The 26,100-nt window shown below is 69.8% G+C and carries 20 protein-coding genes and 1 pseudogene; 9 read left to right on the forward strand and 12 right to left on the reverse strand.

Annotation, left to right across the window (positions count from 1 at the left end; genetic code table 11):
• Positions 1-50: 50 nt before the first annotated feature.
• Together PPSIR1_RS22720 and PPSIR1_RS22725 are read left to right on the forward strand one after the other, a co-directional pair.
• Positions 51-1,430 carry a glycosyltransferase gene (locus PPSIR1_RS22720; RefSeq protein ID WP_006973503.1) on the forward strand — a complete coding sequence of 460 codons (1,380 nt, stop codon included), beginning with the start codon at positions 51-53 and terminating at the stop codon, positions 1,428-1,430.
• A 9-nt stretch (positions 1,431-1,439) separates the two neighbouring features.
• Positions 1,440-3,038, forward strand: a complete 1,599-nt coding sequence (locus PPSIR1_RS22725; protein WP_006973504.1) for an oligosaccharide flippase family protein — start codon at positions 1,440-1,442, stop codon at positions 3,036-3,038.
• Positions 3,039-3,336: 298 nt separating this feature from the next.
• On the opposite strand, the gene PPSIR1_RS51300 is transcribed toward PPSIR1_RS22725, so the two are convergent.
• Together PPSIR1_RS51300 and PPSIR1_RS51305 are read right to left on the reverse strand one after the other, a co-directional pair.
• Complete coding sequence (locus tag PPSIR1_RS51300; RefSeq protein WP_420813373.1) at positions 3,337-4,113, reverse strand: RICIN domain-containing protein; 777 nt, start codon at positions 4,111-4,113, stop codon at positions 3,337-3,339.
• Positions 4,114-4,170: 57 nt separating this feature from the next.
• Positions 4,171-5,286, reverse strand: a pseudogene (locus PPSIR1_RS51305) (alkaline phosphatase PhoX); the annotation flags it as partial.
• Between the two features lie 297 nt (positions 5,287-5,583).
• Here PPSIR1_RS51305 and PPSIR1_RS22735 point away from each other — a divergent pair.
• Positions 5,584-7,239, forward strand: coding sequence for a hypothetical protein (locus tag PPSIR1_RS22735; RefSeq protein ID WP_198154590.1), 1,656 nt, complete (start codon positions 5,584-5,586; stop codon positions 7,237-7,239).
• A 249-nt stretch (positions 7,240-7,488) separates the two neighbouring features.
• On the opposite strand, the gene PPSIR1_RS22740 is transcribed toward PPSIR1_RS22735, so the two are convergent.
• Positions 7,489-8,400 carry a LysR substrate-binding domain-containing protein gene (locus PPSIR1_RS22740; RefSeq protein ID WP_045116570.1) on the reverse strand — a complete coding sequence of 304 codons (912 nt, stop codon included), beginning with the start codon at positions 8,398-8,400 and terminating at the stop codon, positions 7,489-7,491.
• Positions 8,401-8,748: 348 nt separating this feature from the next.
• On the opposite strand from PPSIR1_RS22740, the gene PPSIR1_RS22745 reads away from it, so the two are divergent.
• Entirely contained in the window at positions 8,749-9,762 is a 1,014-nt protein-coding gene (locus tag PPSIR1_RS22745) for a M66 family metalloprotease (protein WP_006973508.1), read from the forward strand.
• Between the two features lie 51 nt (positions 9,763-9,813).
• Here PPSIR1_RS22745 and PPSIR1_RS22750 read toward each other — a convergent pair whose 3' ends face one another.
• On the reverse strand, positions 9,814-10,239 hold the full coding sequence (locus PPSIR1_RS22750; protein ID WP_006973509.1) for an ExbD/TolR family protein: 426 nt from the start codon (positions 10,237-10,239) through the stop codon (positions 9,814-9,816).
• A complete protein-coding gene (locus PPSIR1_RS22755) occupies positions 10,236-11,000 on the reverse strand; it encodes a MotA/TolQ/ExbB proton channel family protein (protein WP_157595858.1) in 765 nt (254 codons plus the stop codon). Before PPSIR1_RS22755 ends, PPSIR1_RS22750 begins: the two co-directional genes overlap by 4 nt.
• A gap of 57 nt (positions 11,001-11,057) precedes the next feature.
• On the opposite strand from PPSIR1_RS22755, the gene PPSIR1_RS43550 reads away from it, so the two are divergent.
• Together PPSIR1_RS43550 and PPSIR1_RS22765 are read left to right on the forward strand one after the other, a co-directional pair.
• Positions 11,058-11,744 (forward strand): hypothetical protein, encoded by a 687-nt coding sequence (locus PPSIR1_RS43550; protein ID WP_006973511.1) that lies wholly within the window; start codon positions 11,058-11,060, stop codon positions 11,742-11,744.
• 86 nt (positions 11,745-11,830) lie between these two features.
• The gene (locus tag PPSIR1_RS22765; protein WP_006973512.1) at positions 11,831-12,856 is read left to right on the forward strand and encodes an alpha/beta hydrolase; all 1,026 of its coding nucleotides are present in this window, start codon (positions 11,831-11,833) and stop codon (positions 12,854-12,856) included.
• Here PPSIR1_RS22765 and PPSIR1_RS22770 read toward each other — a convergent pair.
• From PPSIR1_RS22770 to PPSIR1_RS22785, 4 genes are all read right to left on the reverse strand, one after another.
• Positions 12,853-13,170 carry a hypothetical protein gene (locus PPSIR1_RS22770; RefSeq protein ID WP_006973513.1) on the reverse strand — a complete coding sequence of 106 codons (318 nt, stop codon included), beginning with the start codon at positions 13,168-13,170 and terminating at the stop codon, positions 12,853-12,855. The genes PPSIR1_RS22765 and PPSIR1_RS22770 overlap by 4 nt on opposite strands.
• Complete coding sequence (locus PPSIR1_RS22775; RefSeq protein WP_157595859.1) at positions 13,170-13,685, reverse strand: AAA family ATPase; 516 nt, start codon at positions 13,683-13,685, stop codon at positions 13,170-13,172. The genes PPSIR1_RS22770 and PPSIR1_RS22775 overlap by 1 nt, the downstream gene beginning before the upstream one ends.
• Before the next feature lie 50 nt (positions 13,686-13,735).
• The gene (locus PPSIR1_RS22780) at positions 13,736-15,847 is read right to left on the reverse strand and encodes a S9 family peptidase (RefSeq protein WP_006973515.1); all 2,112 of its coding nucleotides are present in this window, start codon (positions 15,845-15,847) and stop codon (positions 13,736-13,738) included.
• Between the two features lie 160 nt (positions 15,848-16,007).
• The gene (locus PPSIR1_RS22785; protein WP_006973516.1) at positions 16,008-17,123 is read right to left on the reverse strand and encodes a hypothetical protein; all 1,116 of its coding nucleotides are present in this window, start codon (positions 17,121-17,123) and stop codon (positions 16,008-16,010) included.
• A 140-nt stretch (positions 17,124-17,263) separates the two neighbouring features.
• Between PPSIR1_RS22785 and PPSIR1_RS22790 the strand changes: the two genes are divergently transcribed.
• Positions 17,264-19,435, forward strand: coding sequence for a molybdopterin-containing oxidoreductase family protein (locus PPSIR1_RS22790; protein WP_006973517.1), 2,172 nt, complete (start codon positions 17,264-17,266; stop codon positions 19,433-19,435).
• Positions 19,436-19,455: 20 nt separating this feature from the next.
• On the forward strand, positions 19,456-22,323 hold the full coding sequence (locus PPSIR1_RS22795; protein ID WP_006973518.1) for a serine/threonine-protein kinase: 2,868 nt from the start codon (positions 19,456-19,458) through the stop codon (positions 22,321-22,323).
• On the opposite strand, the gene PPSIR1_RS22800 is transcribed toward PPSIR1_RS22795, so the two are convergent.
• Together PPSIR1_RS22800 and PPSIR1_RS22805 are read right to left on the reverse strand one after the other, a co-directional pair.
• Positions 22,318-22,626 carry a hypothetical protein gene (locus tag PPSIR1_RS22800; protein ID WP_006973519.1) on the reverse strand — a complete coding sequence of 103 codons (309 nt, stop codon included), beginning with the start codon at positions 22,624-22,626 and terminating at the stop codon, positions 22,318-22,320. The two genes, PPSIR1_RS22795 and PPSIR1_RS22800, sit on opposite strands and share 6 nt — an antisense overlap.
• A gap of 159 nt (positions 22,627-22,785) precedes the next feature.
• A complete protein-coding gene (locus PPSIR1_RS22805; RefSeq protein ID WP_006973520.1) occupies positions 22,786-23,715 on the reverse strand; it encodes a hypothetical protein in 930 nt (309 codons plus the stop codon).
• A 627-nt stretch (positions 23,716-24,342) separates the two neighbouring features.
• Between PPSIR1_RS22805 and PPSIR1_RS22810 the strand changes: the two genes are divergently transcribed.
• On the forward strand, positions 24,343-24,891 hold the full coding sequence (locus tag PPSIR1_RS22810) for a DUF1697 domain-containing protein (RefSeq protein WP_006973521.1): 549 nt from the start codon (positions 24,343-24,345) through the stop codon (positions 24,889-24,891).
• Here the strand turns inward: PPSIR1_RS22810 and PPSIR1_RS43555 are convergent.
• Positions 24,863-26,050, reverse strand: coding sequence for a trypsin-like serine protease (locus PPSIR1_RS43555; RefSeq protein WP_157595860.1), 1,188 nt, complete (start codon positions 26,048-26,050; stop codon positions 24,863-24,865). The two genes, PPSIR1_RS22810 and PPSIR1_RS43555, sit on opposite strands and share 29 nt — an antisense overlap.
• Positions 26,051-26,100 lie beyond the last annotated feature (50 nt).

Consider the following 26,100-nt stretch of genomic DNA (forward strand, 5'->3'; position numbering starts at 1 on the left):
CTCCTAGACCCTTGGCAGATCCCGGGTCGGGGCATAAAAAGACGGGCCGCGTGCGCCGCTTCCTCTACATCAGCCCCTTCTTCCCGCCGATGACGCGGGTCGGGGCCCTGCGACCGCTCAAGTTCGCCCGCCACCTGCCCCAGGTCAGCGACTGGGCCCCCGTGGTCCTGTGTGATCTGCGTCCCCAGGACGACGCCGATCCCCGGCTGGAGCGGGCAATTCCCGAGACCACGGTGGTGATCCGCAACTACAGCCGGGCCGCCCAGGCGGCGGAGGCCAACGCGAGCGCGCGCCGGGACCAGCAGCGGCGGGTGTCGGCCAAGGCCCGGCCCCACACCCCGCGCATGGGCAAGGCGCCGGCCAAGAACAAGCGCAGGCTCCCCCTCCGGGCCGAGGACATCAACCCCTTCGGCGCCCACCTGTTCAGTGTTGGACACAGCCTGCGCGCCGCTCGAGCGGTCCTGCGCGCGCACCCGGACTGCGCCGCGATCATGGTCAACGCCGACCCCTACGCGGCCATGCTCGTCGGCGCACGGCTGGCGAACGAGACCGGGCTGCCGCTGATCCAGGATCTGCGCGATCCGTGGTCGTGCTGCGAGCTGCGCCGCAAGCTCCGGCCGCCGCCCCAGCGCCGCCTCGTCGACCTGTTCGAGCGCCGCGCGGTCGAGGCCGCGTCGCTGGTGCTGCTCAACACCGAGACCGCCCGCGACGACTACCGCCGGCACTACGCGGACCTGCCCGCCGAGCGCTTTGGCTACCTGCGCAACCATGGCGACGCCGAGCTCATCGCCGGCGACGCGGACTCGGCCACGGCCTCCCCGCCCGCCCAGCTCGACGCGGTCTTCGATCGCTTCAGCGTGCTGTTCATGGGCAATTTCCGCCGCTTCGTCGAGGGCCGAGCCGTGCTCGAGGCCCTCGCCCAGCTGCGCGCCCAGGGCATCGGCGAGGATGCCCTCCAGCTCGTGGTCACCGGCAGCCTGCCCGACGAGATGCGGGCCGAGGCCAGCGCCCTCGGCGTCGAGGGCATGCTGCGCCGCGGCCCCTTCACCCCCTACCTCGACATCGGCGCGCTCATGGACCGGGCCGATTTGTTGCTGTCTTTCTCACACTCGACGGCGCAGCGCATCCCGGCCAAGGTCTACGACTACCTGATGAGCGAGCGGCCGATGCTCGTGGTCGCCGACAACCCCGAGCTGCGCCGGCTCATGGACGCAGCTGGGGGCGCGCAGTCCCGCGAGCTCGGCGACGCAGCCGGCATCGCCGAGTCCCTGCGCGCCGCCTACCAGCTCGGGCGGGGGCGTCGAGTCGAGCGCACCCTGCCCCCCGGGGTCGACTCGCGCAGCGCCAGCGCCGAGCTCGCGGCGCTCTTGGACCAGGTCACCCGCGGCCAACCGCGTGGCAAACCCCGTGGCAAACCCCGTGGTAAGTAGCGGCGCCCCGTGAGCGACAGCGAGCCACAGTCCAAGCCCGAGCCGGCGCCCGAGCCCGAAAAGAAGGGCCAGAGCGAGGCCGCCCAGGCCGGCGTGCTCGTGTGGGGCAAGATCACCGCCTCGCTGTCCGAGGTCCTCGCGCCGCTGATCATCGTGCGCATCCTCGGCAAGGGCGAGGTCGGTGCGGTCGCGGGCCTGCTGCTCATCTACACCACCTTGAGCACGGTCATCACCGCCGGCTTCCCCCGGGCCACGCTCTACTTCCTGGCCGACAAGGACACCGGCACGCGCAAGGCCATCGTCGGTAAGCTGCTGCGGATCATGTTCGGGCTGAGCGTGATCATGGCCGTGTTCATGGCCATCGGCGGCTGGCTGGGCCAGGACATCCTCCACCTCATCGGCGACCTGGTCGCGGGCGACGAGGGCGGGCGCGAGGACGACGAGCTCACCCAGTCCCTGCGCTTTTTGCCCATCCTCGGCGTCTACGCGCTCATCGACCTGCCCACGCGGATCCTCCCCAACGTCCTCGTGGCAGAGAAGGAGCCCAAGTCCGCCGCCGGCTTCGGCGTGGTGCGCTCGCTGGTCGCGACCGTCGCCATCGTGCTCCCGGCCAGCCTGGGCTTTGGCGTGCTCGGCATCATCGCGACCATGGCGGTCGGCGGCGCCGTGCCCTTTTGGGTGTTCCTCCGCCACCTGCGACGGCTCTACGGCGACGCCGGCGAGCCCGAGGGCGACGTGACCCCGGTCCGCGAGCTGCTGCGCTACGCCCTCCCGCTGGGGGTCACCGACGTCGTCAACATCCTCAACGCCAACGTCGACATGTGGCTGATCGTCGCGCTCTTCCCCGCGGAGATGGTCGCCCTCTACCGCACCGGCGCGTTCCAGATCCCGATCATCACCACCGTCGCCTACTCCCTGGGCACGGTCTACCTGCCCCGCTTCGCCCGCCTGTTCAACGAGGGCACGGAGGCCAGCCGGCGCGAGGCCGTGCAGATCTGGCGCGGCTCGATCCTCAAGGTCTCGCTGATCGTCGTGCCCGCGTCCGTGGTCTTCCTGGTCGGCGCCCACGAGTTCATCACCGCCGCGTTCACCGACGACTACGCCCGCTCGGCCGAGGTGTTCAGCTTCTACACCTTGCTGATGATGGGCCGGATCTCCGCCTTCGGCAGCTTCATGATCGCCGCCGGCAAGCCCGAGTACGTCATGCGCTCGGCCATGCTGACCCTCGCCGGCAACATCGTCATCAGCGTGCCCCTGGCCCTGACCCTCGGCTTCATCGGCCCCGCCATGGGTACGGCCATCGCCTTCGTGCCGACCGTCGCCTTCTACTGCTACTTCATCGCCAAGGCCTGGGGCGTGAAGTTCACCGAGACCCTGCCGCTGCTCGGCTACCTCAAGATCGTCGCCGCCGCTGCCGTGCCGGCCGCGGGCGCCTGGTTCCTCAAAGAGTTCCTCGAATGGCCGGCGATCGCGGAGTTCGCGGTGTCCACGGCGATCGTGCTGTTCGGCTACGCCGCGCTGGCGACGGTCACCGGGCTGATCGAGCGCGAGGACTGGCAGTTCGCGTGGGGCTGGGTCCGGCTCAAGGTCCTCAAGGACGACGCCTGAGCTCTACTTTGCCCCCACGGGCGCCTGGGACCGGGGGCGCTTCGTCGCTCCGCTCCTCCGCTTTGGCTTGCTGGGCAATGGAGTTCGTGCCTTCGAGAAGGCTCGTGGTCGCCCCCGCTCGCGGGGGCGTGGATTCGTTGACAGTCTCGGAGTCGTGGACGCGGAGCAGGGAGGTCGCGGCGTCGTCCACGACGGCTAAAACAGACAGGGACTGTGAAAACTTCACAGTCTCTGTCCGTTCATGGAACGGAGCAGCGACGCCCGGGCAAGCGCCCGAACGCCGCCGCGGCGCGACGCGTCAGTCCACGCCGATGAGGCGCCACTGGGCGTCGTCCTGCTCGTCGTTCCACAGCCGGACGTAGTCGTCGGTGTCGGCGTCGAGCCAGCGGTTCGCGGACAGGTTGCGCAGGGAGAAGACGTCGCTGGCGAAGTCGTTGAGCTCCCAGACGTCGTCCGCCGCCGGGGAGCTGCTGGTCCCGACGCGGTTGCCCGCCCCGTCGCCGTCGAGCCAGCGGCCGGTGTTCAGGTTGACGAGGTGATACTGGTCGCCGCTGATCCGCTCGAAGCGCCAGTGCGCCTTGGCGCTGGTCAGGTCGCCGGTGAGGGCCACGTCGTTGGAGCCGATCTCGGTCAGGAAGCCGCCGTAGCGGAGGTTCTCGAGGGCGTAGCTCTTGGTGTCCTCCGGAATGGCCACTGGCGGAGGGTTCTGGCCGCCGCTGACCGTGATGAAGCGCCACTGGGCGTCGGCGTTTTGGTCGCCGTAGAGGTAGACGCGGTTGTTCGAGTTCGCGTCGAGGTAGCCCGAGTGCGAGCCGTTGTAGAGGGTGAACACCTCGTCGCCGAAGTCGTCGAGCTGCCACTCGTCGTCGCTCGCCGCCGAGCTGCTCGTGCCGACCAGCGTGGCCGTCCCGTCGCCGTCGAGGTAGCGGCCGGTGGCCTGGTTGATCAGGTGGTAGCGGCCGCCGCCGATGTCGACGAGCTCCCACTGCGCGCTCGCCCCGGTGTCGCTGGTGAGCGCGATGTCGTTGGTCGCGATCTCGGTCAAGTTGCCGCCAAACTCGACGTTCTCGAGCATGACGATGTGCCCGGTCGGCACCGGGGGCGGCGGGGGCGGAGGCGGCGTCGCGCCCGTGCCGCGGAACGGCCCCGTGACCTCGTAGGTGATGCCGTTGCCGTTGGTCCCGCGCTGCGAGCTGAAGTACATGCGCGTGCCGTCGGGGCTAAAGCACGGCCCGGTGAGCTCGGAGCCGCCCTGGTTCGGCACGCGCAAGAAGGGCGCCACGTTGCCCTGGTTGTCGATGATGACGATCTCCATGTTGCCGCCGTCTTCGGCGACGAACAGGTCCTGGCTGCCCTGCTCGACCGTGATGTTGTCGACGCCGGTCAGGGGCGAGCCGCCGTTCCAGATCTTGGTGATGCGGTTGGTGAGCAGGTCGAACTCCCACACCCCGTTGTCGCCCTTGGTGGTGAACCACACCTTGTCGTCCTGGTACCAGATGCCCTCGCCGCCGTTGAAGCGGGTGATCTGGCTCGAGGACAGCTGGTAGCGGGTGTCTTCGTTGCTCGCGCCCGGGTCGGGGATCGTCACCCACGACACGTAGCCGGCGGCGTCCAGGCGGGCCGCCTCGAGGGTCCCCGCGCCGAGCGAGGGGTAGCTGCTCGGGGTGAAGCGGTAGAACAGGCCGTCCGAGCGGTCCTCGGTCAAGAACACCTGCTGGCGGACGGGATCGACCGCGGCGGCCTCATGGTTGAAGCGCCCCATCGCCGGTCGAGCGACGCCCTGCCCCGCGCCGGTGACCGTGCACTCCCAGACCATGCCGTCCGAGTACTCCTCGCACGAGAGCCAGGTCCCCCACGGGGTCGGACCGCCCGCGCAGTTGCGCCGGGTCCCGCTGAGCACCGAGTAGGCCCCGAGGATGTCGCCGTTCGCGTCGAAGTGAATCACCGACACGCCGCCGTTGCTGCTCCGCTCGTGGTTGACGGCGTGGTACCAACCGCCGCTGCCGTCGGGGAAGGTCGCCGCGCCGTCGGGGTCGTCGCGCCACTCGAAGTTCGTGCCCGGCACGTACTGGCCCGACACTGCGATGATCCGCGCCGTGAAGCCCTGGGGCAGCAGGATGCCCGTCGCGTCGCGGGGGGCGATGGAGCCGTAGGGGCTCGGGCCTGCGCTCGCGCCCATGGCGAGGGAGGGCAGCGCGGTGACGGCGGTTCCGGCGAGCGCCGAGTACAAGAACCCGCGTCGGCTCAGGCCGGTCGGAAGGGAGGGAGGGGGGACATTTTGCTTTAGCTTCATCGGAGCCTCTTGGCGCCGCGACGCTATGAGGCGATGCTCTGTCCGCTCAACGGGGTCCTGTCACCACGCAGTGACACCTGAGCAAGATTTCACGCATTGCGCTGGCTTTTGCGTGCCGCCCTTCGAGCTCGAAGCTCCAGTGACGGCGACGCCTCGAGCGGCCATGGGGGAGGCATGGACGGAGCAGGTTGGCACCGTACCAGGCTGACGAGCCGGCAGACACCCGCGCAACATGCGAGATACGCTATGACCGTGACCACTGAACCAACCAGAATTGCCGCCACCCTCGCCTTCGCTGCCTGCCTCGCCTGCGTCGGCGACGATGGAGGCAACGACGAGGTCGCCGACGAGACCGCGACGGAGGCAGGCGACGACGTCGATACGAGCACCGACGGCCCGGGCGACACCACGACCGAGTCCGAGTCCGAGTCCGAGTCCGAGTCCGAGTCCGAGTCGACCACCACGGAGACCGAGTCCGAGACGACGACGGAGACCGAGACCGAGACCGAAACCGAATCCGAGTCCGAGACCGAGTCCGAGACCGAGACCGAGACCGAGTCTGAGTCCGAGTCCGAGTCCGAGTCCGAGACCGGCGGGGGCCCCGTGGGCGAGTCCTGCCCCGGGGGCGGCTGGGACCCCGAGCACGTCGTTGCGATGATCACCAACGAGGCCGACGCCACCGTCCACCTCATGCGCGCCAGCGGCGAGACCTTCGCCCTCGACACCAGCTTCCCCAACGCCCCGGCCGACGCCGAGCCGGCCCTGGTCACGGGCGCCAACGGCGACTACATCTTCGCCTCGGTCTACGACGACCTCGCGGGCGGCTCCCACAACGCGGCCTACTACCGCGTCTACGATCGCGACACCGGCGCCGTCGTGTGGGAGCACGCCGAGGCGATGTGGGAGCCCGAGGGCCGCAGCCCCAAGCTGGCCGCGGACGGCCGCGTGGGCCTGTTCCTCTACTCGGCCTTCAACAACACGGACATCAGCTACTCCATGGTCCTCGACGAGGACGGCATCGTCGACGTGTTCGAGGGGGCCATCGCCCGGTCCGTGGGCGAGGACGACTGGCTCGCCAACGAGGTCGGCGAGTCCTACCCGCGCTGGCACAACGTCAGCACCCAGGAGGACCTGTGGCCCGCGCACCAGATCTGGGACGGCTACATCTCGAGTTGGCTCGCCGACAGCACCCTCGCCTACCTCGCCGAGGTCGACGACACGATGGTGCTCATCAACCAGCGCGTGAACGAGATCGAGTCCGTGCCCTGGCCCGAGCTCGACACCTACCTGTTCAACGGGTGGTGGATCAGCCGCGCGAGTCCGATCAGCCGCTGGGTGATCGTGACCGACGGCAGCGCCGAGCGGCTGGTCCGCCTGCTCGACGGCGACGTCAGCGAGGACTTCGAGCTGTTCCCGCCGCCAGGCCACTCCGTGCCCGAGTGCACCCACAGCCGCTTCCGCGTCGAGAGCGACGGCAGCCTCGTGGCGACCTGGCGCGACATGAACAGCGCGAGCGTGTGGCGGCTGCCCTCGCCCGAGGGCGACTGGGAGCTGCTGCCGGGGCTCGGGCCCATCGCCGAGAACATCGGCTCGACCCTGGGCGGGAGCGGCGGGAGCTACTGGCTGCGGAGCTTCGCGCCCGGCGAGAAGTACTGCTTCAACCCCGGCGACTGGGGCCCGCCGCCGCCGGAGGCCCTGCTCGGCAGCGCCCTCCAGATCTCGCGGGCCGTCGACGACGTCTTGATCACCGACGACTACGGCAGCTACCCCGCCCTCGCCGCCGAGGGGCGCTGCTCGGCCCGGCCGCTGTCGAGCGACCCCGCCCAGCCGTGGACCATCGAGGACCTCACCGACGGCAGCACCTTCGAGGCTCCCCTGCCCGGCACGCTGCGCTGGCTCGGCGACTAGCGAGCGCTGACGAGGGTCACGGACGCTCCGGCGTCCGGCGGGGCCCACGCAGGCCCCACCCGAGCGAGCAGTCCGCGTACTCGCGCTGCGCGACGACGACCTCCCGGGACAACAGCCGCTGACGCCAGCCTCGGTTCGCGTGGAGCCAGGCCTGGCAGCACGACGCGACCGCATCGACCGATCTTTCGTGGACGTAGAGCGCTGTCCATGAACCCATCGCCGCGGGTTCTAGCACAGCGCACGCCCGACTCACGGGCACAGCCCGAGCACCCAATCCCGGAACGCGCAGATGCTCGGCTCCGCGGCACGCAGCGCTGAGTAAAACAGGTAGTAGGAGCCGCGGCTGGGCGAAGCTTCGGGCGAGAGCACCTCGAGCTCCCCCATCACCAACGCGCGGCCAAGGAGCTGGAGGGGAAGTAGCGCGAGCCCCATGTCGTTGCGGGCCGCCTCCATGACCATGAACAAGTGCTCGAAACCCGGCCCGGGGGGGCCCGCGAGTGTGATGCCCGTGCTCGCCGACCACTCGTCCCACGCCCGCGGGCGCGTCGTGTGTACGAGCCGGGGATAGCTGGACACGAGCCGCTCGAGATCTCCCGCGAGTCCGGGCGGCACGAAGCCTTTCCTGGCGACGACGACCTGGGACTCGGCGAACAGCTCATGGGAGATCATCCCGGGCCACTCCCCGTCGCCATAGTAAAAGCCCACGTCGATGCACCGCGCCGACACGTCCGGGGCGCGGCTGGGTGTGGCGAAGTTCAGCTCGAGGGTCTCGACGACCGGGCGAATGTCCGGGTGCGCGGCGCCAAAGCCCGACAAGCGGGGGATGAGCCAGTTGATCGAGAAGGTGTGCAGGGAGCCGATCACCAGGCGCCGTGCGTCGCCGCCGTGCGTGACCAGATCCACCGTGGCCGCCTCGAGCTCGTCGAGCGCTCGGGTCAGCGGCGGCAAGTAGCGTCGACCCGCAGGCGTCAGGATCAGCCGCCCGCCCCGGCGCTCGAACAACCCGATGCCCAAGATCGACTCGAGGTTCGCGACCTGCTGACTGACCGCCCCAGGCGTGACGCACAGCTCCCGGCCCGCCTGCTTCATCGAGCCTAGCCGCGCGGTCGCTTCAAAGGCTCGGAGCGCGTTGAGAGGGGGAGTGGTTGGACGCTGAGGCATGAGCCGTGCTCTGCAGCCAGGCTCTCGCGCGAGTCAGTTTTTCTGCCTTGCTGCGTCGCCGGTGCAGCTCCTAGCCTAGCTGAAGTCGACCTCGCTCCAGTAGTAGCCATGAAAGCGAGCCCAGCATTGCCTCCACGCATACGCCCCTTGTCCCCTCTTCTCGCTCTCGCCGCGCTGTCGCTCGGGTGCCCGGCAAGTGCGCCCGAGCGACGAGATACCGGCGCAGATGGGGAAACACTCGGAGACACCACAGGCGACGAGACGAGCAACGCCGACGAAGGCACCGGCGCCGGTGCTGGCCCCGACGCCTGCGGAGACGCCCTCGCTAGCGGGCTCTCGATCTCGGACGTGACCGCCTACCAGGTCATCGGCATTCCGATGGCCCAGTCCGCCGTCGAGGTCGAGCCCACGGCCCGTATCGCCGACGTCGTCGCCGGGCGCGAGCTCGTCGTGCGCGTGGACTTCGAGCTCCCCGCGGACTGGTCGGCGCGGACCTTGTCCGCCCGCGTCGAGGTCGAGGTCGAGGATGCAACGCCCGAGCTGTTCTTCGACAAGCGCGTGGTCGCAGCACCGAGCACCCCGGGCGATCCGACGACGAGCTTTCTGGTCGAGCTCCCCGCGGACACAGTCGTCGAGCAGGCTCGGTACGCCGTCTCTGTTGTGGAGTGCGATCAGGTCCCAGGCGGCGACGACCCGAACGCAGCTCGCTTCCCGAGCGCCGGAAGGGCCGAGCTCGGGGCGCGACGCACCGGGCCGATCGAGATCCACATCGTCCCATTCCTCGTCGCCGGCTTCGTGCCCGAGACGACCCCCGAGATCCTCGACGGCTTCGCCGACGCGGTCCGGGCGATCTACCCGACCACGGAGGTCATCCTCACCGTCGGGGAGGTCCTCGACGACGGCCCGACGGTCGACATGGGCCAGCACCTCGTGCGCCTCGGGCAGCTCCGCGACGAGGAGCAGCCCCCCGCCGACGTCTACTACTACGGCCTCATCTCGGGGGCCGAGACCCGCGAAGAATTCTGCCCCACCTGTCCCACCGGCACCTCCGAGTCGGCCGGCCAGCTCCACGTGGGCTTCGCCGTGGGGGCCGCATTCGCCGACGCTCTCTCGGAGAGCACCCTGGTCCACGAACTCGGCCACATGCACGGGCGCTCTCACGCCCCTTGCGGCGACCCAAACCAGCTCGACCCGAGCTACCCCTACCCCGACGGGAGCATCGGCGTCGAGGGCTACGACTACCGGACCGGCGAGTTCTTCCCCCCGGACACTCCCGACGTCATGGGCTACTGCCAGCCGCGCTGGGTCAGCGACTACACCTACCGCGCGCTGATGGATTGGCTGGTCACCTGGAACCCCTGAGCGCGCTGGAGCTCAGAGCCGAGGCGGCGCGCCTCATTCTGGCCGACCCTCTCAGTTTTGGTGCAGGATGCCGAGCTTCTCGAAGCCGCAGGTCTTGGCCACGTCCATGGCCTGGACCAGGTCCTCGTGGCGGCTGTCCTTGTCGGCGCGCACGTGCAGGGTCGTGCGCCCGCCCTTGGACTCCGAGCACAGGTAGCTCTCGAGGGCGCCCGGGTCGACGATCACCTCGTCGACCTCGATGGTCCCGCTGGAGTCGATGGACACGACCACGGCCTCGCTGGTCGGCGACTTTTGCTGGTTCTTGGCCCGCGCGAGATCCACGTCGATGGACGAGTTCTCCTGGAAGGTCGCGGTCAGCAGGAAGAAGATCAGCAGCTGGAAGACGATGTCGATGAGCGGGGTCAGCTCGACGACGGCGCCCTGGTTGCGGCGGCGACGGTGCCGGGTCGCGGCGCCGTCCCGAGCCAGCAGGCTCACCCTTCGTCCCCCTCGTCCTGCTCGGCCTTTGCTTCAGCCGCGGCCTTTTGCGCGGCGCGCCGCTTGGCCTCGTCGAGGAGGTCGACGATGCCCATGGCGTCCTCCTCCATCTCGACGATCAGCCGGTCGTTGCGGCCCTGCACGAACTTGTAGAGCACGAGCATGGGGATGGCGACCATCAGGCCGTAGGCCGTGGTGATCAGCGCGGTCCAGATGCCCTCGGCGAACACGTCGGGCGTGGCCTGGCCGTTGGCGTAGGCGTCGACGAAGCGCTGGAAGACCTGGATCATGCCGACCACCGTGCCGAGCAGGCCGAGCAGCGGGGTGATCGAGGCGACGGTGCCGATGATCTCGACGTTCTTGTCGAGGTGCGCGACCTCCCGACCCCCGACCTCCTCCACGGCCTCCTTGATCTCGGCGCGGGTCTTGCCGTCGGCGTAGGCTTGCAAGCTCGCCACGATCATCCGCGCGATGCTCGAGCGGTTCTCCTCGCACAGCAGCTGGGCCTCGGAGGTCTTGCCCTTTGCGACCATTGCGCGGATGCGGTCGACAAATGCACGGGGCACGACCTTGGAACGCTGCAGCGAGTACATGCGCTCGAAGAACACGAACAGCCCGACGACCGCCGCGCCGAGGATGGCCCACATGAGTGGGCCGCCTTTTTCGAAGAAGTAGCCGAGATCCATGGTCTGGCGGGTTGCAGGCCCGTCACGGGCGCAGCACAGGATGCGCCCCAGACCGCGGGAGGGCAAGGTAAACACCACCTAACTGGATTTTGTGGCTGACATGGGTTTCCATGGAGCATGGCTTCTCCTTCAATGTCGGGATCTGCGCTCGCTTTCGCTTGCGTCCTCCTCGCAGCCTGCTCCCCCACCACGACCGGTCTGGGTGAGGGCAGCGGGGACGAGGCCGCGGGCACGGCCGCGACCGAGACCACCGACGACGAGGTCGGCTCCGACACCGACGGCTCGAGCGAGTCGGCCGACGGCAGCTCGACCGAGAGCGCGGACGACACGACGACCACCGACGAGGGCGAGTCGACCACCACCGACGAGGGCGACACGACGACCACCGACGAGGGCGAGTCGACCACCGACGAGGGCGACACGACGACCACCGACGGCGGCACGGACACCACCGACGGTGGAACCGATACCACCACCGACGGCGGCACGGACACCACCGAGACGACCGACGACGGCATGATGGCCGAGTGCGGCAACGACATCCTCGACCCCGGCGAAGACTGCGACGGTCTGGATCTCAACGCCGAGGACTGCTACAGCCTCGGCTTTCTAAACGGTAACCTGGCCTGCAACGAAAGCTGCGAATTTGACCTCTCGACGTGCTACGCGGGCGCCGAAGGGGACCCCTGCGCGGGTGACGACAATTGTCAGGACTACTGCAAGGACGATCAATGTTGGGACGGCAGCAGCGGCGACCCCTGCGACGAGTTCCAGGGCCACTGCAACGGCAGCATCTGCGTCTTCGGCAACTGTGTCTGAGCGCCGCCCTCGGCCTGACGCTCGCGGCCTGCGGGACCAGCTCGGCTGGCGAGGGAACGCGCGGGCCTACCGAGACGGACACCAACTTGGGCGACGAGGCCGGGTCGACGAGCGCCGAGTCCTCCAGTGACAGCTCGGGGGAGGCGGACTCCAGCGGCGAGACCACCTCGACGAGCTCGACCTCCGCGGGCTCGAGCGACGCCGAGACCGACACCGGCGAGACCGAGCCCGTCGAGCTCAGCGTCGTCGTCACCGAGCTCGACTACGGCGAGCACGGCGAGTCCCTCGACCTCTACACCCCCGAGCCCGCCCGCTTGGGCCCCCTGCCGACCCTCGTCCTCGCCCACGGCGGCCTGTGGCAGGGCGGCAGCAAGGGCGAGCTCGCGGTGACCTGCGAGCAGGTCGTGCTCGCCAGCCAGGGCGCCGTCGCGTGCGCGAGCCTCGACTACCGGCTCTCGGGCGCCCTCGGGGGCCAGTGCCAGGGCGGCCCCGACGTCTACCGCGAGCAGGTCGAGGACTTCGCCGCGGCCGTCGCCGAGCTCCAGCAGGGCGCCGACGAGCACGGCCTCGACCCCGCCGCCATGGTCGTCGGGGGCCACAGCGCCGGGGCCCACCTCGCCGCCCTGCTCTACCTGCGCACGCCAACCTTCGGCCCCCAGCTCGCCCACCCGCCCGCGGGCCTCGCCGGCTTCGAGGGCATCTACGACGTCGAGGCCTGGGACCTCTACGACGACGACTTTTGGAACGGCCAGTTCAGCTGCGCCACCCGGAGGGCCTTCGGCTCCGCCCCCGGCGAGCCCATGACCTGCACCGACGCCGAGCTCGGCCTGCCCTGCTGGCGCGTCGGCTCCCCGACCTTCCTCGCCCTCAACCCCGTCGACGTCGGGCTGCCGCCGGTCGACGCCGACGCGCTGCTGATCCACTCGCCGCAGGACAACTGGGTCGACGACGCGGAGGCGCACAAGCTCGGCGCCGCGCTCGAGGGCGTGGCCGAGCCCGGCGTCGCCGTCAGCGTGGTGACCAACGGCGACTGCGGGACGGGAAGGCACTCCGAGGTGCTCGGCTCGCCGGCGCTCGCGGAGTGCCTGGCGAACTTCGTGGCCGGCATTTAAGTCGCGGAGGCGATCGCGTTGACGCACTCGTCGAAGGACGGGACCTTGCGGCGGACGCAGTCTCGGCCGTCTGGCGATGGGAGCCGTGCGACCTTCAACAACAAGCGATCTCGGAGGAGCTTGTTCTTGGCCGGCCGCGACTCCTTGAGGCAGTCGGCTGCCGCGTTGTTTGGGATCGCCTCGAAGCGAGGGCGGAGCGTCCAGTAGTCCACCTTCTTTGCGTCAGCGATGCTCGAGACGAGCAGCTCATGGAGGCCGAACTCTTTCACGGCGCCCCAGTCATCCTCGTAGAAGATCGGGATGGGGCGGCTCATCAGGCGGACTCTCGCTCGGCGAGGACGGAGCGCAGCTGGCCGGCGGCTCGGATCTCGCCCAGGCCGCGGTAGCGCTCGAGCCACTTTTCGAGCTGCTCGGCGTCGAGCTTGCGCAAGACCGTTTGGTGGTTGTCGTCGAGCTCGCACACGCGCACCGACGAGACTGGGTCAGGCAGGAGATCGAGGATGTGATCGGAGTGGGTCGCCAACACGACGGGGTAGCGCTCGCTCGCCGCGACCAAGAGCTGGACGACCCGCCCGAGGAGCTCGGGGTGCAGGTGCTGCTCCGGCTCGTCGAAGCACAGCAAGGTCCGGCCTTCGTCGAGCTGCACGAGCGCGACGAAGGCGAGATAGGTCAGCTGGCCATCGGAGAGCTGATAGGCCGAAACATGGCCCACTCCGTCGAGTTCGAGGGCAAGACTCAAATGCCCTCCGGCGGCGGCGATCAGCGACACATCGCGCAAGTGCGGGCCGATGCCGAGCTGAAGGAGCTCGAGGGTCTCGCTCGCTCGCACGAACGCTCGCCTGGGGCCCCAGTTGCTCGTTTGCGCAGGCCGAGCCTCTGTCAGTCGTCGAGCTGCTCGCTCAGCCCGGGGATCAACTCCCGCCCCGCCGGCACCTGCAGCGTCGAGTCACCGATGTCGCTGATCGGTAGGTACTCCCCGCCCAGGCACCCAGCCAGGAAGGTCTCCGCCACGGCGTTGAAGGCCTGCGAGTTCGACGGGCGGGCGAAGCCGTGGCCCTCGTCGGGGAACAGGGCGTAGGTCACGGGGATCTCGCGCTCGGTCATGGCCGCGACGATCTGGTCGGCCTCGGCCTGCTTGACCCGCGGGTCGTTGGCGCCCTGGCCAATGAGCAGGGGCTTGACGATGGCGTCGACGCGGTTGAGGGGCGAGCGGGACTCGAGCAGGGCGCGGCCCTCCTCGGTGCGGTGGTCCCCGACGCGGGTGGTGAACTGGGCGACCATCGGGGCCCAGTAAGGCGGGATGGTCTCGAGCAGGGTCACGAGGTTGGAGGGGCCGACGATGTCGACGCCGCAGGCGAACACCTCGGGGGTGAAGGTCAGCCCGACCAAGGTCGCGTAGCCGCCGTAGCTGCCGCCCATGATCGCCACGGAGTCCTTCGAGGTGACCTTGGTGTCCACGGCCCAGTCGACGGCGTCGAGCAGGTCGTCGTGCATCTTGGCGGCCCACTCCTTGTCGCCGGCGGCGGTGAAGGCCTTGCCGAAGCCCGTCGAGCCGCGGAAGTTGACGGACAGCACCGCGTAGCCGCGGTTGGTCAGCCACTGGGCCATGGGGTTGTAGCCCCAGTTGTCCCGGGCCCACGGCCCGCCGTGGACGAGCAGGACCATGGGCACGGGCTCGTCGGGCACGCCGTCGTCGTCGGGGTCCGAGCTCGGGGGCAGGGACAGGTAGCTGACCAGCTCGAGGCCGTCGCGGGACTCGATCACCCGCGGGTGCATGGACGCGAGCTCGAGGCCCTCGAGGGCCTCGTTGATGAAGAACAGGAAGGTCGAGTCCTTGGTCGCGCGGTCGTACTGGTAGTAGGAGACCGAACCCTTGTCACTGTAGTACGCGACGATCCACTGGTCGCCCTCGCGGGTCTGGTCGGTGATCGCAAAGTTGTTGCCGGGCTTGACCTGCTCGAGGGCCGCGAAGTCGTCGGCGTAGCTCGGGTCGAGGACCTCCCAGCGCGGCTTGTCCCAGTTGACGGTGACGGCCACGGGCTTGCGGGTCTTGGCGTCGCGCATGACCCCGCCCAGCTCGGCCTTGGGGTCCTGGTACAGGACCTTGCGCTCGTCGGTCTCGGTGTCGATCTCGATCAGCGCGCCGGTGTCCCGGCCGCGGCTGTCGATCATGTAGCGGTAGCGGCCGGAGGCGTCGAAGCCGGCGTCCTGCGTGGACATCGAGTCGATCTGCTCGATCGCCTCGATGGGCGCCCAGTCCTTCTTGCCGTGGCCGCGCCCGGCCTTGTCGCCGCCGGGGGCGAGGATCTCAATCCCGCCGTCGGGGCGCGGGGCGTAGGCGTAGCGCAGCTCGAGGTTCTCGTCGGAGACGTAGCCGGCGTAGCCCGCGTCGTTTTGCTCGACGAGGGTGCGCTCGCCGGTCTCGATGTTCATGCGGTAGACGTCGTGATGGGCGGGGTTGCGGTCGTTGATCCCGACGAGGATGAACTTGGGCTGCTCCCGGCTCCCGCCGACCATCTGCGCGCGCACCTCGGGGTTGGGGGTCAGGTCCGTGTCCGAGCTCGCGCCGACCTCGGGGTCGATGCGGTGCAGGTGCCAGTTCTCGTTCCCGGCCTGGTCCTGGGCGTAGATGATGTAGCGGCCGTCGGCCGTCCAGCCGGCGTTGCGGATGCCCCGGAGCCGGTCCTTGGTGACCACCTTGCCCGCGTCGAGCTTGCCCGCGGGCGCGACCCAGACGTTGAGCACGCCCTCGTCCGGGGCCAGCCACATGATCCGCTTGCCGTCGGGGCTCAGGCGCGGCGCGGCGCGGTCCGGGTTGCCAAAGAGCAGCTCCCGAGGGATCAGATCGGGGTTCGCCGTGCCCTTGGCGAGCATCTGGGCGTTGGCCTTGCCCCCCCCGCCGGGCTCGGTGGCGTCCAGGCTGGCAGTGGGTGAACAGGCCGAGGCGGCCGCGAGGATCAGGGCGAGGGACAGGGTCGACTGGGCCTTCATGGCCCTTCCGTGTCGCTGTCTCGCGCTTTTGTCTCAGCTCGCCTCGAAAAATTCGTGTGCGTTAAATGACTCGAGCCGCCGCGCCCGGGTCGAAACCTAGACGGGCGGCTCGGTGGTCGAAATTCGATCGTCGTCCGATCCTCGTTCGACCGTCAGAGGATCACTCGCAGACCATGTTCACCTGGTCGCACTGGTTGATGCAGTCGTTGTTGACCGAGCAGGGCGAGCCGGCCTCGCCGGTCTGGCAGCTGTCGGTGGCGTTCGAGCAGTAGGGCGCCTCGTCGCCACAGTCGGCGTCGGCGTTGCAGGGGTCGTCGACGCTGCCGTCGTAGCAAGCATCGTCGACGCAGTAGGGCGAGCCCATGGCGCAGTCGCTGTCGAACTCGCAGGCGTCGCCCTCGTTGCCCGCGTAGCACATCAGCCCGACGCAGAAGGGAGAGTCCTCGCCGCAGTCGTTGTCGAACTCGCAGGGCGAGCCGTACTCACCGGTCTCGCACATGTCGAACACGCAGTAGGGCGACTCGGGCGAGCAGCTGCCGTCGCCGCCGCAGGGGTCGCCCTGGCTGCCGTCGTAGCACACGTTCTCGTAGCAGCCGCCGCCGTCTTGGTCGGGGAAGCAGTCCGAGTTGAAGTCGCAAGGATCGCCCTCGTCGCCGTTCCAACACAGGTTGTTGACGCAAAAAGGCGCGGCCTCGGGGCAGTCCGCGTCGAACTCACAGTCCTCGCCCTCGCCCTCGCTCAGGCAGGCGTTGGAGTTGATCGTGGTGCAGTCCTCGGTGCAGGCGAGCTCGCCGCCGACGAACTCGCCGAAGTCCATGCAGGTCGCCTCGCCGAAGTCCATGCCGTCGCAGGCCTCGTCGCCCTCGAGCACACCGTTGCCGCACTCGGGCTCGGCCTGGCAGGCCGACTCGTCGAAGGTGCAGTCCTCGTTGCAGGCCAGGTCGCCGCCGAAGTAGCGCAGGCCCTCGCAGGTCTGGCCGGCGAGGTCCTCGCCGTCGCACTGCTCGTCGCCCTCGGCCACGCCGTCGCCACAGACCGGACCGGTCTCGGTGCTCTCGGTCTCCTCCGTGGTCTCCGTCGTGGTCTCCGTCGTGTCCTCGCTCGTGCTTTCTTCGGTGGTGTCGGTGTCGGTGTCGGTGTCGCCGACATCGTCCTCCCCATCGTCGGGGTCGCTGGGGCAACCCGCCAGCAGCCCGAGGCTCAGGCACAGGTAGACTCCGAGGCCCGCGACGCCGCGTCGACCGGTGGAACGAAGAAGCTCAGTCTGGATGGTCATGTCCCCATCCTAGGTCTTTCCGTGCGCAGACGACACGCCTTGGCAAGCGCGAACGTGGGGCAAAGATCACGGCACCCTCGACAGGCCAAACACCGCCCATCGACCTGTCCCATCGACCAGGTTGCCGGTAGGATCGGCAGGTGAGCCGGGCTCAACTACGTAGCGATCCTCGCTTTGAAATCATCACGGGCGCATGTCCCCACGATTGCCCGGATACCTGCGCGTGGCAGGTCGCGGTCGAGCGCGAGACCGGCGAGGCGGCGGACATCTGGGGGCACCCGGATCAGCCCCTCACCGACGGCAAGCTGTGCGGCAAGGTCGACAACTACCTGCTGCGGACCCACCACGCCCAGCGGCTCCGGCAGCCCCTGCGTCGAGTCGGCCCCAAGGGACCTGGGGCCCGCTTCGAGCCCATCTCCTGGGACCAAGCGATCGCCACCGTGGCCGAGCAGATACGCAGCCGGGTGGACCAACACGGGCCGACCACCGTGCTGCCCTACAGCTACTCGGGCACCCTCGGCCTGCTCCAGGGCGAGGGCATGGCCGCCCGCTTCTTCAACCGCCTCGGCGCGAGCCGGCTCGCCCGGAGCATCTGCGCCACCGCGGGCTTCGAGGGGCTGGTCTACACCCTCGGTCGCGCCCGTGGTCCAGACCCACTCGATTTCAAACATAGCAAGCTGATCTTGCTCTGGGGCAGCAACACCCTCACGAGCAACATGCACCTTTGGCCAGTCATCCAGCAGGCGCGCAAGGCCGGGGCCAAGGTCGTGGTCATCGATCCCGTGCGCACGCGGACGGCCCGGGCGGCTGACGACTGGGTTCCCATTCGCCCCGGTACGGACGCCGCCCTGGCCCTGGCCCTGATGCACGTCCTGGTCACCGAGGAGCTCGTCGACGCCGACTACATCGCCCGCGGAACCGTCGGCTACGAGGCCCTCGCCGAGCGGGTCCGCGAGCGCTGGACCCCGGCGCGGGCCGAGGCCATCACCGGCGTCCCGGCGGCGCGCATCGTCGAGCTGGCCCGGGACTACGGCCGCGCCAAGCCGGCGATGATCCGCGTGAACTATGGGGTCCAGCGCAACCGCGGCGGCGGCATGACGGTGCGGACCATCGCCTGCCTGCCGGCCCTGGTCGGCGCCTGGAAGCAGCGCGGCGGCGGCGTGCTGCTCTCGACCTCGGGCAGCTTCGAGCTCGACCTTCGCGGCCTCGAGCGCCCGGACCTGCACCCCGCCGGCCAGCCCACGCCGCGGACCTTGAACATGAACCGCCTGGGCCAGGCGCTCTCGGGCGACCCCGAGCAGCTTCGCCAGGCCCACCTGCGCGCGCGGCCGATCGACGCGGCCCCGGACGAGCCCGGCCCGCCCGTGACCGCGCTGGTCGTCTACAACTGCAACCCCGCCGCCGTCGCCCCGGATCAGCAGGCCGTGCTCGCCGGGCTGGCCCGCGACGAGCTGTTCACCGTGGTGCTCGAGCACTTCGCCACGGACACCGTCGACTACGCCGACGTCGTGCTCCCGGCCACGACCCAGCTCGAGCACTGGGACCTGCACAAGTCCTACGGGCACCTCTACCTGAGCCTCAACCGACCCGCGATCGCGCCGGTCGGCGCGTGCCTGCCCAACGCCGAGATCTTCCGCCGCCTGGCCCGGGCCCTCGGCTTCGACGAGCCCTGCTTCGCACAGACCGACGCGGCCATCCTCGAGGCCCTCGTCGAAGCCCAGAGCCACCCGAGCCTCGCCACGATCACCTGGCAGCGCTTGCTGGAAGAAGGCTTTTGCCGCCTCGACCTGCCCGAGCCCTACCTGCCCTTCGCCGACGGCGACTTCCCCACGCCGAGCGGCCGCTGCGAGCTCCACAGCGAGACCATGGCGGCCCACGGCTACGACCCCCTGCCCAGCTACACCGCGCCCGAGTCCGCCGGCCACGTCGCTGCGGATCCCGAGCTGCTCCAGCTGATCTCCCCGCCGGCGCACAGCTTCCTCAACAGCACCTTCGTCAACATCGAGAAGTTCGCCAAGCGCGAGCGCGGGCCCTCGGTCGCCATTCACCCCGACGACGCCGAACACCGCGGGATCGCCGAGGGCGAGCTCGTCGAGCTCGGCAACGGGCGCGGATCAGTGCGTCTTCGTGCCAGGGTCAGCCCCGACGTCGTGCGCGGAACCGTCGTGGCGGCCAGCATCTGGTGGAACAAGCTGAGCCCCGAAGGCCGCAACATCAACACGCTCAGCCCGCCAGACGAGGCCGACATGGGCGCCGGAGCGCGGTTTTTCGATGTCGCGGTGCACCTTGGCAAAGCGTCCACAAAACAATAGTAGGGTGGTCGCTGGCAGCCATGAGTAGCGCCGACGCCACGGACCACCCCCACCCGCCGCAGCTCAGCGACGCCGAACGCGACGCCGAGACGCTGCTCTCGCCGGGGCACGACCTCGACGGGGCGGGGCTTCGGGGCGCCTTCGAGCGCGGCGAGCTGATCGGGCGCTACCTGGTCCTCGAAGAGGTCGGGCGCGGGTCCATGGGCGTGGTGCTCGCGGCCTACGACCCCGAGCTCGATCGCAAGGTCGCCCTCAAGCTGCTGCGGGTGTCCGGCGATCCTCGGCGGCTCGAGTCCTCGCGGGTGCGCATGCTTCGCGAGGCCAAGGCCATGGCCAGCCTCGCCCACCCCAACGTCATCGCCATCCACGACGTCGGCTCCTTCGGCGACGCGGTGTTCATCGCCATGGAGTTCGTCGAGGGCGGCTCCCTGCGCCAGTGGCTGGCCGCGCCGATCAAGCCGCGCAGCTGGCAGACGATCGTGCGGACCTACATCCAGGCCGGCGAGGGCCTCTCGGCCGCCCACGCCCGGGGCATCGTCCACCGCGACTTCAAGCCCGACAACGCCCTGGTCCACGGCGACGGCCGGGTCGGCGTGGGCGACTTTGGCCTGGCGCGGCTCAACGAGCACAGCGGGCCGCGCCTGCTCTCCGACCGCGACGCCCTCGCCGACGGCCTCGAGCGCCTGCGCGAGACCCTGAGCGACTCGAGCACGGACCAAAACCTCACGCATACCGGCGCGCTGCTCGGGACGCCGGCCTACATGGCCCCGGAGCAGCACCTGCGCGCCGAGGTCGACGGGCGGGCCGATCAGTTCGCGTTTTGCGTGGCGCTGTGGGAGGCCCTCGCGGGCGAGCGGCCCTTCTCCGGGCGCAACCCCAACATCCTCGCGTCCAAGGTGCTGTCTGGGGACCACGAGCCCTTCCCCCGGGACAGCCCCGTGCCCGCGCCGATCCGCGCCGCCCTCGAGCGCGGCCTGTCCCCCGCCCCGGGCGACCGCTTCGCGAGCATGCGCGAGCTGCTCGGCGCCCTCGAGGCGGGCCTGGTCAAGCCGCCCTCGCCCGCGCGGCGCTGGGCCGGGATCATCGTCGGCCTGCTCGCCACCGCGACCTTCGCCGGCGCCGTGGGCTACGGCTCCATGCTCGGCGAGGGCATCAGCGTCGACCGCCCCTCGCTGTGCAGCGCGGCCGAGCTGCGCATGCACGACGTGTGGGACCCGGACGTGCGCGCGGTCGTCGAGGACCGCCACGCCAGCGCCCAGGGCTTCGCCCGCGCCAGCCTCGACCGCGCCATCGCCCGCCTCGACGGCCTGCGCGAGGAGTGGATCATCGGGCACACCGAGGCCTGCGAGGCGACCCGGGTCTACGGCGAGCAGTCCTCGGAGATGCTCGATCGGCGGATGACCTGCCTGTCCCAGCGCCGCGGCGAGATCGCGGCGGTCAGCTCGGCCCTGCGCGAGGACTACGGCGCCGATCAGACCGAGGCCTCCCGCGCCCTGCTCGAGTCCGTCGACCAGCTCCTCGCGACCGTCGGCTCCATCGACGGCTGCGCCGACCTGACCTTGCTCGAGGCCGAGGGTGAGCCGCCCCCGGCCGAGCGCCGCTCGGAGGTCGAGCTGCTGCGCTGGCGCCTGTCCGACCTCGAGGTCCGCCACCGCCGCATGGGCACCAACGAGTCGATGACCGTGGCCGCCGACCTGGTCCGAGACGCCGAGGCCCTCGGCTACGGGCCCGTGCTCGCCGAGGCCCTGCTGCGCCAGGCCCAGCTCACCGACCTCTACGTCAGCCCCCACGAGGCCCTGCCCATCGCCCGCCGGTCCATGGCCGAGGCGACCCGCTCGCGCCACCGCCGGGGCGCGGTCCGGGCCCAGAGCCTGATCGCGTGGATCGAGGGGGCCGGGCGCGGCAACCATGAGTTCGGGCTGTGGCTCCTCGACCAGGCCAGCGCGGAGCTCGGCGCCCTCGGCCAGCCGCGCCGCGAGACCCTGCGCGTGATGACCGACCGGGCCGCGCTGCAGTACTCCTCCGGAGACATCACCGGCGCGCTCGAGCAGTTCCAGGCCGCGCTGGCCTTCGCCGAGTCCCACTACGGCGCCCAGCACCTGCGCGCGGCGGATCTGCGCTTCAACATCGCGACCATGCACCTGCGCCTGGGCAACCTCGACAAGGGCGAGCAGGGCTTGCGCCGCGCCCTCGAGGTCTACACCCAGCTCATGGGCCCCGAGCACCCCGAGGTCGCGCAGATCCACACCAACCTCACCGCGGTGCTCGACGAGCGCGGCGAGACCGAGGAGGCGCGCATGCACGCCGAGCGGGCCATCGAGATCTGGAAGGCGAGCGGCGCCGACGCGCGGCTGTCGAAGGCCTACGTCAACCTCGCCAGCGTGGCCAGCACCGAGGGCGCCTACTCGGAGGCCCTCGAGCTGTTCACCAAGGCCCACGCCCTCAAGGCCGAGGTCTACGGCGCCGCGCACCCGGACACCATCTTGACCCTGTGCGACGTCGCCGACAGCCTCCGCCTGCTCGGCCGCTACGACGAGGCCCAGGCCCGCTACGACGAGGCGCTGCGCCACGTCGAGGATCTCCCCCCGGCCAACGGCGTCCGCGTCCGCGTCCACCTCGACCTCGTCGATCTCGCGCTGAGCCGCGGCGAGCACCTCGACGCCCTCGCCCGCGTCGACGCCCTCGCCCCCGCGGTCACCGAGCAGGATCCGAAGAGCCGGGAGAGCGCACGCCTGTGCCTGCTGCGCGCCAAGATCCTCGTCGCCCTCGATCGCAAAGACGAGGCCACCGCGACGCTGCGCGAAGGCCTCGAGCGCTACACCAGCTCCGGGGGGGCGCTGCGCAAGACCCTCGAGCTGCTGCTGCTCGAGCTCAGCGAGCCCTCATGACGCGGGCATGAAGGGCGACGCGTCCGTGCCCTCGGTCCGGGCCGGCAGCCAGTCCACCCCGCCGCGCTCTTGGCTCGGCATCAGCTCGGCTGCGCCGTGAGTCTCGCGCACCGACATGAAGGCCTCGTCCATGCGCGCCTTCGCGGCGGTCTGCGCCGGCATGAACACGCGCTCGAGCTCGGGGCGCGCGGGCAGGAACACGCCCGCGCCCGCGGGGGCCTCGACGGCCGGTGCATCGGCCGCGTCGGCGCTCGGGAGCTGCAGCGCGGCGAGGACCAGAGTCCGGAGCAGTACGGCGTTCATGGCCCTCCAATGACATGGTTTGGCGGTGGGGGCGAGAAACCGAGCGCGAAATTTTTGATCGCGTTGCGTGCGTGTCACCTGACACTTGGAACCCCTCCGGGCCTTCGACCTCGAGGTCTGGCGGGGTCGTCAGGGCCCTCGCCAGGCCCGCGCGCCGGCTCACTGCGCCGCGACGTACCAGCGCTGCGAGGTGGCGATGTTCGCGGTCCCGGCGACCACCAAGACGCCCGAGATGTCGAGGGTGCCCGCGCCGGCCGCGTTGGCCAGGGACACGGTGCCGTCGACGTGGGTCTGGACGGTGAAGCGCGCGTCGACCAGCTCGGCGTCGGCGTTGGGGTCGGCGAACACCCCCGCGCTGGTCACGGCCAGCGCGCCGTCGCTCTGCATGTTCCACATCCGGGCGTAGCTCGAGTCCGCCGCGCAATCGAGGACCCAGTCCCCGGCCGAGCCGCTGAGGCCCAGGATGCTCTCGACGTGGTAGCCGCCGATGCTGGGCATGCCGGCGAGGCCGCGGTTTTCCTGGCTGGTGAAGGCGAGGATCTGGCCGTCGTAGCTCGTGCAGAAGCTCGCCGTGGTCTCGGTCACGACGTCGGCCACGGTCCAGGTCGCGGCCGCGCTGGTCGCGGGGCCCGTGGTCACGTCGCCGTTGTTGATGGCGAGGACGCGGCCGTCGGGCTGGGAGAAGGTGTAGCTGCCCACGCCCATGTCGGTGACCTGCCACAGCTCGCCGCCCATGTCCGGGGGGCCGTCGGTGACGATGATGGGCATGTGGCCGCCGCCGCTCGCCGACTGGTTGCTCATCGAGCCGCCGTCGCCGATCGACAGGTAGAGGTAGTCGTCGCCGGCGACCGTGGTGCAGTTGACCGTCAGCAGCACGTCGTCCGCGTCGAGGCCGGGGACGATGTCGCGGGAGCCGTCGACCGCGATCAGGTCGCTACTATAGTCATTCGAAAGCGCAATCTTCTTACCACCGTGATCGGCGCAGAACTGGGCCGTATCGGAGGTCGACGAGCGGAACTCCTCGGGCCCGAAACCCTCGATATCGCCGCCCTGGTCGCTGCAGGCCGCCAGGCAGGCGATCGCAGCCATGAAGGAGACAGTCTTGATTCCACGAGCAACGTTCTTGTAGTTCATCGTTGGTCCATCCTGGCCACCGTGGTTCCCGGGGCTCGATTGGGGAGTATCGGAGGCCCCCATTTGCATTCACATTTGGCTCACCTATCGCTCACTTTTTTTGTGCTCTGGGCGCACGACATCCGTGTCATCGCGCACATACGGATGGCAACAGAAGCTTTCCTAGCCGCCACCAACCGGCGAATTCGAGGTCTCAGGGCGAATCAGTGGAGATCGCAAACAATACTAGCCACACTCGCTATCACACCGACCATGGCATTTTGCATCGCATCCACTGTGAACATTTATTTGATTCGACTCATGCGATTCGAGCGCACAAAAAAAGAAGGCGATCGAATGATCGCCTTCTTCGGATTGGCTCGTTTGCTTTCGTCTCAGGAGTGAGTGCCGAGTCGATGGGGGACTCACCTCGGCCTTCAATGTGGGAGTCACGGCTCGCTCAGATTTTGTTCATGGGGACACTCAGATTTTTGCCCAGCTGCGCGATTTCGCCCCATAGCCATCCAGAACATCGTTTTAGGCCCACATTTGGGCCAACCGCGCGATCCGCAGCGCCTCCCAGCCCTGGTAGGCTCGGCCGCGATGGCCTCTCCGGCGCGCTTTCTCGCCCTGCTCCGCGGCATCAACGTCGGTGGGCGCAACAAGGTGCCCATGCAGATCCTCCGCGAGCTGTTCGAGGGCGCTGGCGCCACCGAGGTGTCGACCTACATCCAAAGCGGCAATGTCCTGTTCACCGCGGCCGGAACGCGCGCGGCCACTGCCCTTGCCGAGCGAGCCCGCGCCGCCCTCGAGGCCGAGCTGGGCGTGGACAGCCCCATGATCGTGCGCAGCGCCAAGCGCATGCGCGAGGTCGCGGCCGCCCACCCCTTGGCCAAGGCGGGCGACCTCGACAAGCTGTTGATGGTCGCCTTCTTGTCGCGCAAGCCCAAGGTCGCGGGGGTCCGCGCCCTCGACCCCGAGCGCTGCGCCCCCGACAGCTTCGAGGTCCGCGGGTCCGAGGTCTACCTGCGCTACGCCACCGGCGCAGGCAGGAGCAAGCTGACGACGACTTACCTGGACCGCACGCTGGATGCGGTCTCCACCGTGCGGAACTGGCGGACCGTCAACGCCCTCGTCGAGCGCGTCGGCTGAAGCCAAGGCCCACGACGACCAGCGCGAGCAGGCCGCTCGATCCGCGAGCGCGGCGATCGTCTGCGGCCGCGCACGCGCAGCTGCCCTCGTCGAGGTCGGCGCCGCCCTCTCCCGTGCCGCCGGACTCGTCGCCGCCGAGCTCGTCGTCGCCGTCGTCGCCGAGCTCGTCTCCTCCGCTGTCTTCGCCCGACTCGCCGCCCGACTCTTCGCCGCCCGACTCCTCGCTGCCCGACTCCTCGCCGCCCGACTCCTCGCCGCCCGACTCCTCACTCCCCGACTCTTCGCCCGACTCTTCGCCGCCGCCCCCGTTGCTTCCGCAGGTCTCGCTCGGGCCCGACACGGGCACGTCGCTGCACCAGCTGGCCCAGCTGCCCTCGTGGGTGTGGTCGCCGGAGAAGAAGCCCCCGCAGCCCTCCCCGGGCTCCCAGTCCCCGGTCTCGGCGTCGAAGCAGGGCGTGATGTCGATGCCCCGCTCCGACTCGAAGTGGGGCACGACCAGGTCCAGGCGCATGTACTGGGCGGCCGAGTTGCACGGGATCCCCGTGGTCCCCCCGAGCAGGGTCCCGATGGTCCGCCAGCCGCCGTCGGCCGCCTGCACGAACACCGGGCCGCCCGAGTCTCCGGCGCAGGGCGACTGGGGATCGCCGGGGTTGCCGATGATCACCCGGGCGGGCTCGACGGTGGTGATCGTCTGGGGGATCCAGCGCTTGGTCCCGAACTGCCCCGCGCCGTAAGAGGTGTCGCCGAAGCCCGCGACGATCACGTCCGCGCCCACGGTCATCAGATCGTCGAGCTCGCAGCCGTAGAGCACCGGCGTGACCGGAAGATCGGTCACCTCGGTGGCGAGCTCGCAGATCATCGCGTCCTGGCTGCCCGTGCCCACGCACGCGACCACGCCCACGTCCTGCCCCTGGCCGTTGGCCGTGGGCCCGAAGTGGACGCTGCTGGGCTGGCCGCAGTGCTGCGCCGTGGAGATGGCCCGGGGGTGGATCAGCGTCCCGGAGCAGCCGTTGAGGGCGACCACCGTGGGCCAGCCGCAGGTCTGCGTGGTGTCGCCGTTGACGATGCCCGTGGGCTTGGCGAGCTCGGGCTCGACCCCAGCGCCAGGGCCGAAGCAGGTGAACAGGGCGGGCAGGACGAGGAGCAGCGCGGCGGACATGCTCGCCACTCTAGGGACCCCATCCCCGAGTTTTGTTGCGAAGCTTGTAG

Source organism: Plesiocystis pacifica SIR-1 (genome assembly GCF_000170895.1).
GTDB classification, from domain to species: Bacteria; Myxococcota_A; Polyangia; order Nannocystales; family Nannocystaceae; genus Plesiocystis; species Plesiocystis pacifica.

Excerpts from the sequence above, each read along its gene's own strand:
- PPSIR1_RS51300 (WP_420813373.1), bottom strand. The coding sequence starts at position 4,113 with ATGCTCGAGAACGTCGAGTTTGGCGGCAACTTGACCGAGATCGCGACC.
- PPSIR1_RS22740 (WP_045116570.1), bottom strand. The coding sequence starts at position 8,400 with ATGCCTCAGCGTCCAACCACTCCCCCTCTCAACGCGCTCCGAGCCTTT.
- PPSIR1_RS43550 (WP_006973511.1), top strand. The coding sequence starts at position 11,058 with ATGTCGGGATCTGCGCTCGCTTTCGCTTGCGTCCTCCTCGCAGCCTGC.
- PPSIR1_RS22770 (WP_006973513.1), bottom strand. The coding sequence starts at position 13,170 with ATGAGCCGCCCCATCCCGATCTTCTACGAGGATGACTGGGGCGCCGTG.
- PPSIR1_RS22780 (WP_006973515.1), bottom strand. The coding sequence starts at position 15,847 with ATGAAGGCCCAGTCGACCCTGTCCCTCGCCCTGATCCTCGCGGCCGCC.
- PPSIR1_RS22785 (WP_006973516.1), bottom strand. The coding sequence starts at position 17,123 with ATGACCATCCAGACTGAGCTTCTTCGTTCCACCGGTCGACGCGGCGTC.
- PPSIR1_RS22795 (WP_006973518.1), top strand. The coding sequence starts at position 19,456 with ATGAGTAGCGCCGACGCCACGGACCACCCCCACCCGCCGCAGCTCAGC.
- PPSIR1_RS22800 (WP_006973519.1), bottom strand. The coding sequence starts at position 22,626 with ATGAACGCCGTACTGCTCCGGACTCTGGTCCTCGCCGCGCTGCAGCTC.
- PPSIR1_RS22805 (WP_006973520.1), bottom strand. The coding sequence starts at position 23,715 with ATGGCTGCGATCGCCTGCCTGGCGGCCTGCAGCGACCAGGGCGGCGAT.
- PPSIR1_RS22810 (WP_006973521.1), top strand. The coding sequence starts at position 24,343 with ATGGCCTCTCCGGCGCGCTTTCTCGCCCTGCTCCGCGGCATCAACGTC.
- PPSIR1_RS43555 (WP_157595860.1), bottom strand. The coding sequence starts at position 26,050 with ATGTCCGCCGCGCTGCTCCTCGTCCTGCCCGCCCTGTTCACCTGCTTC.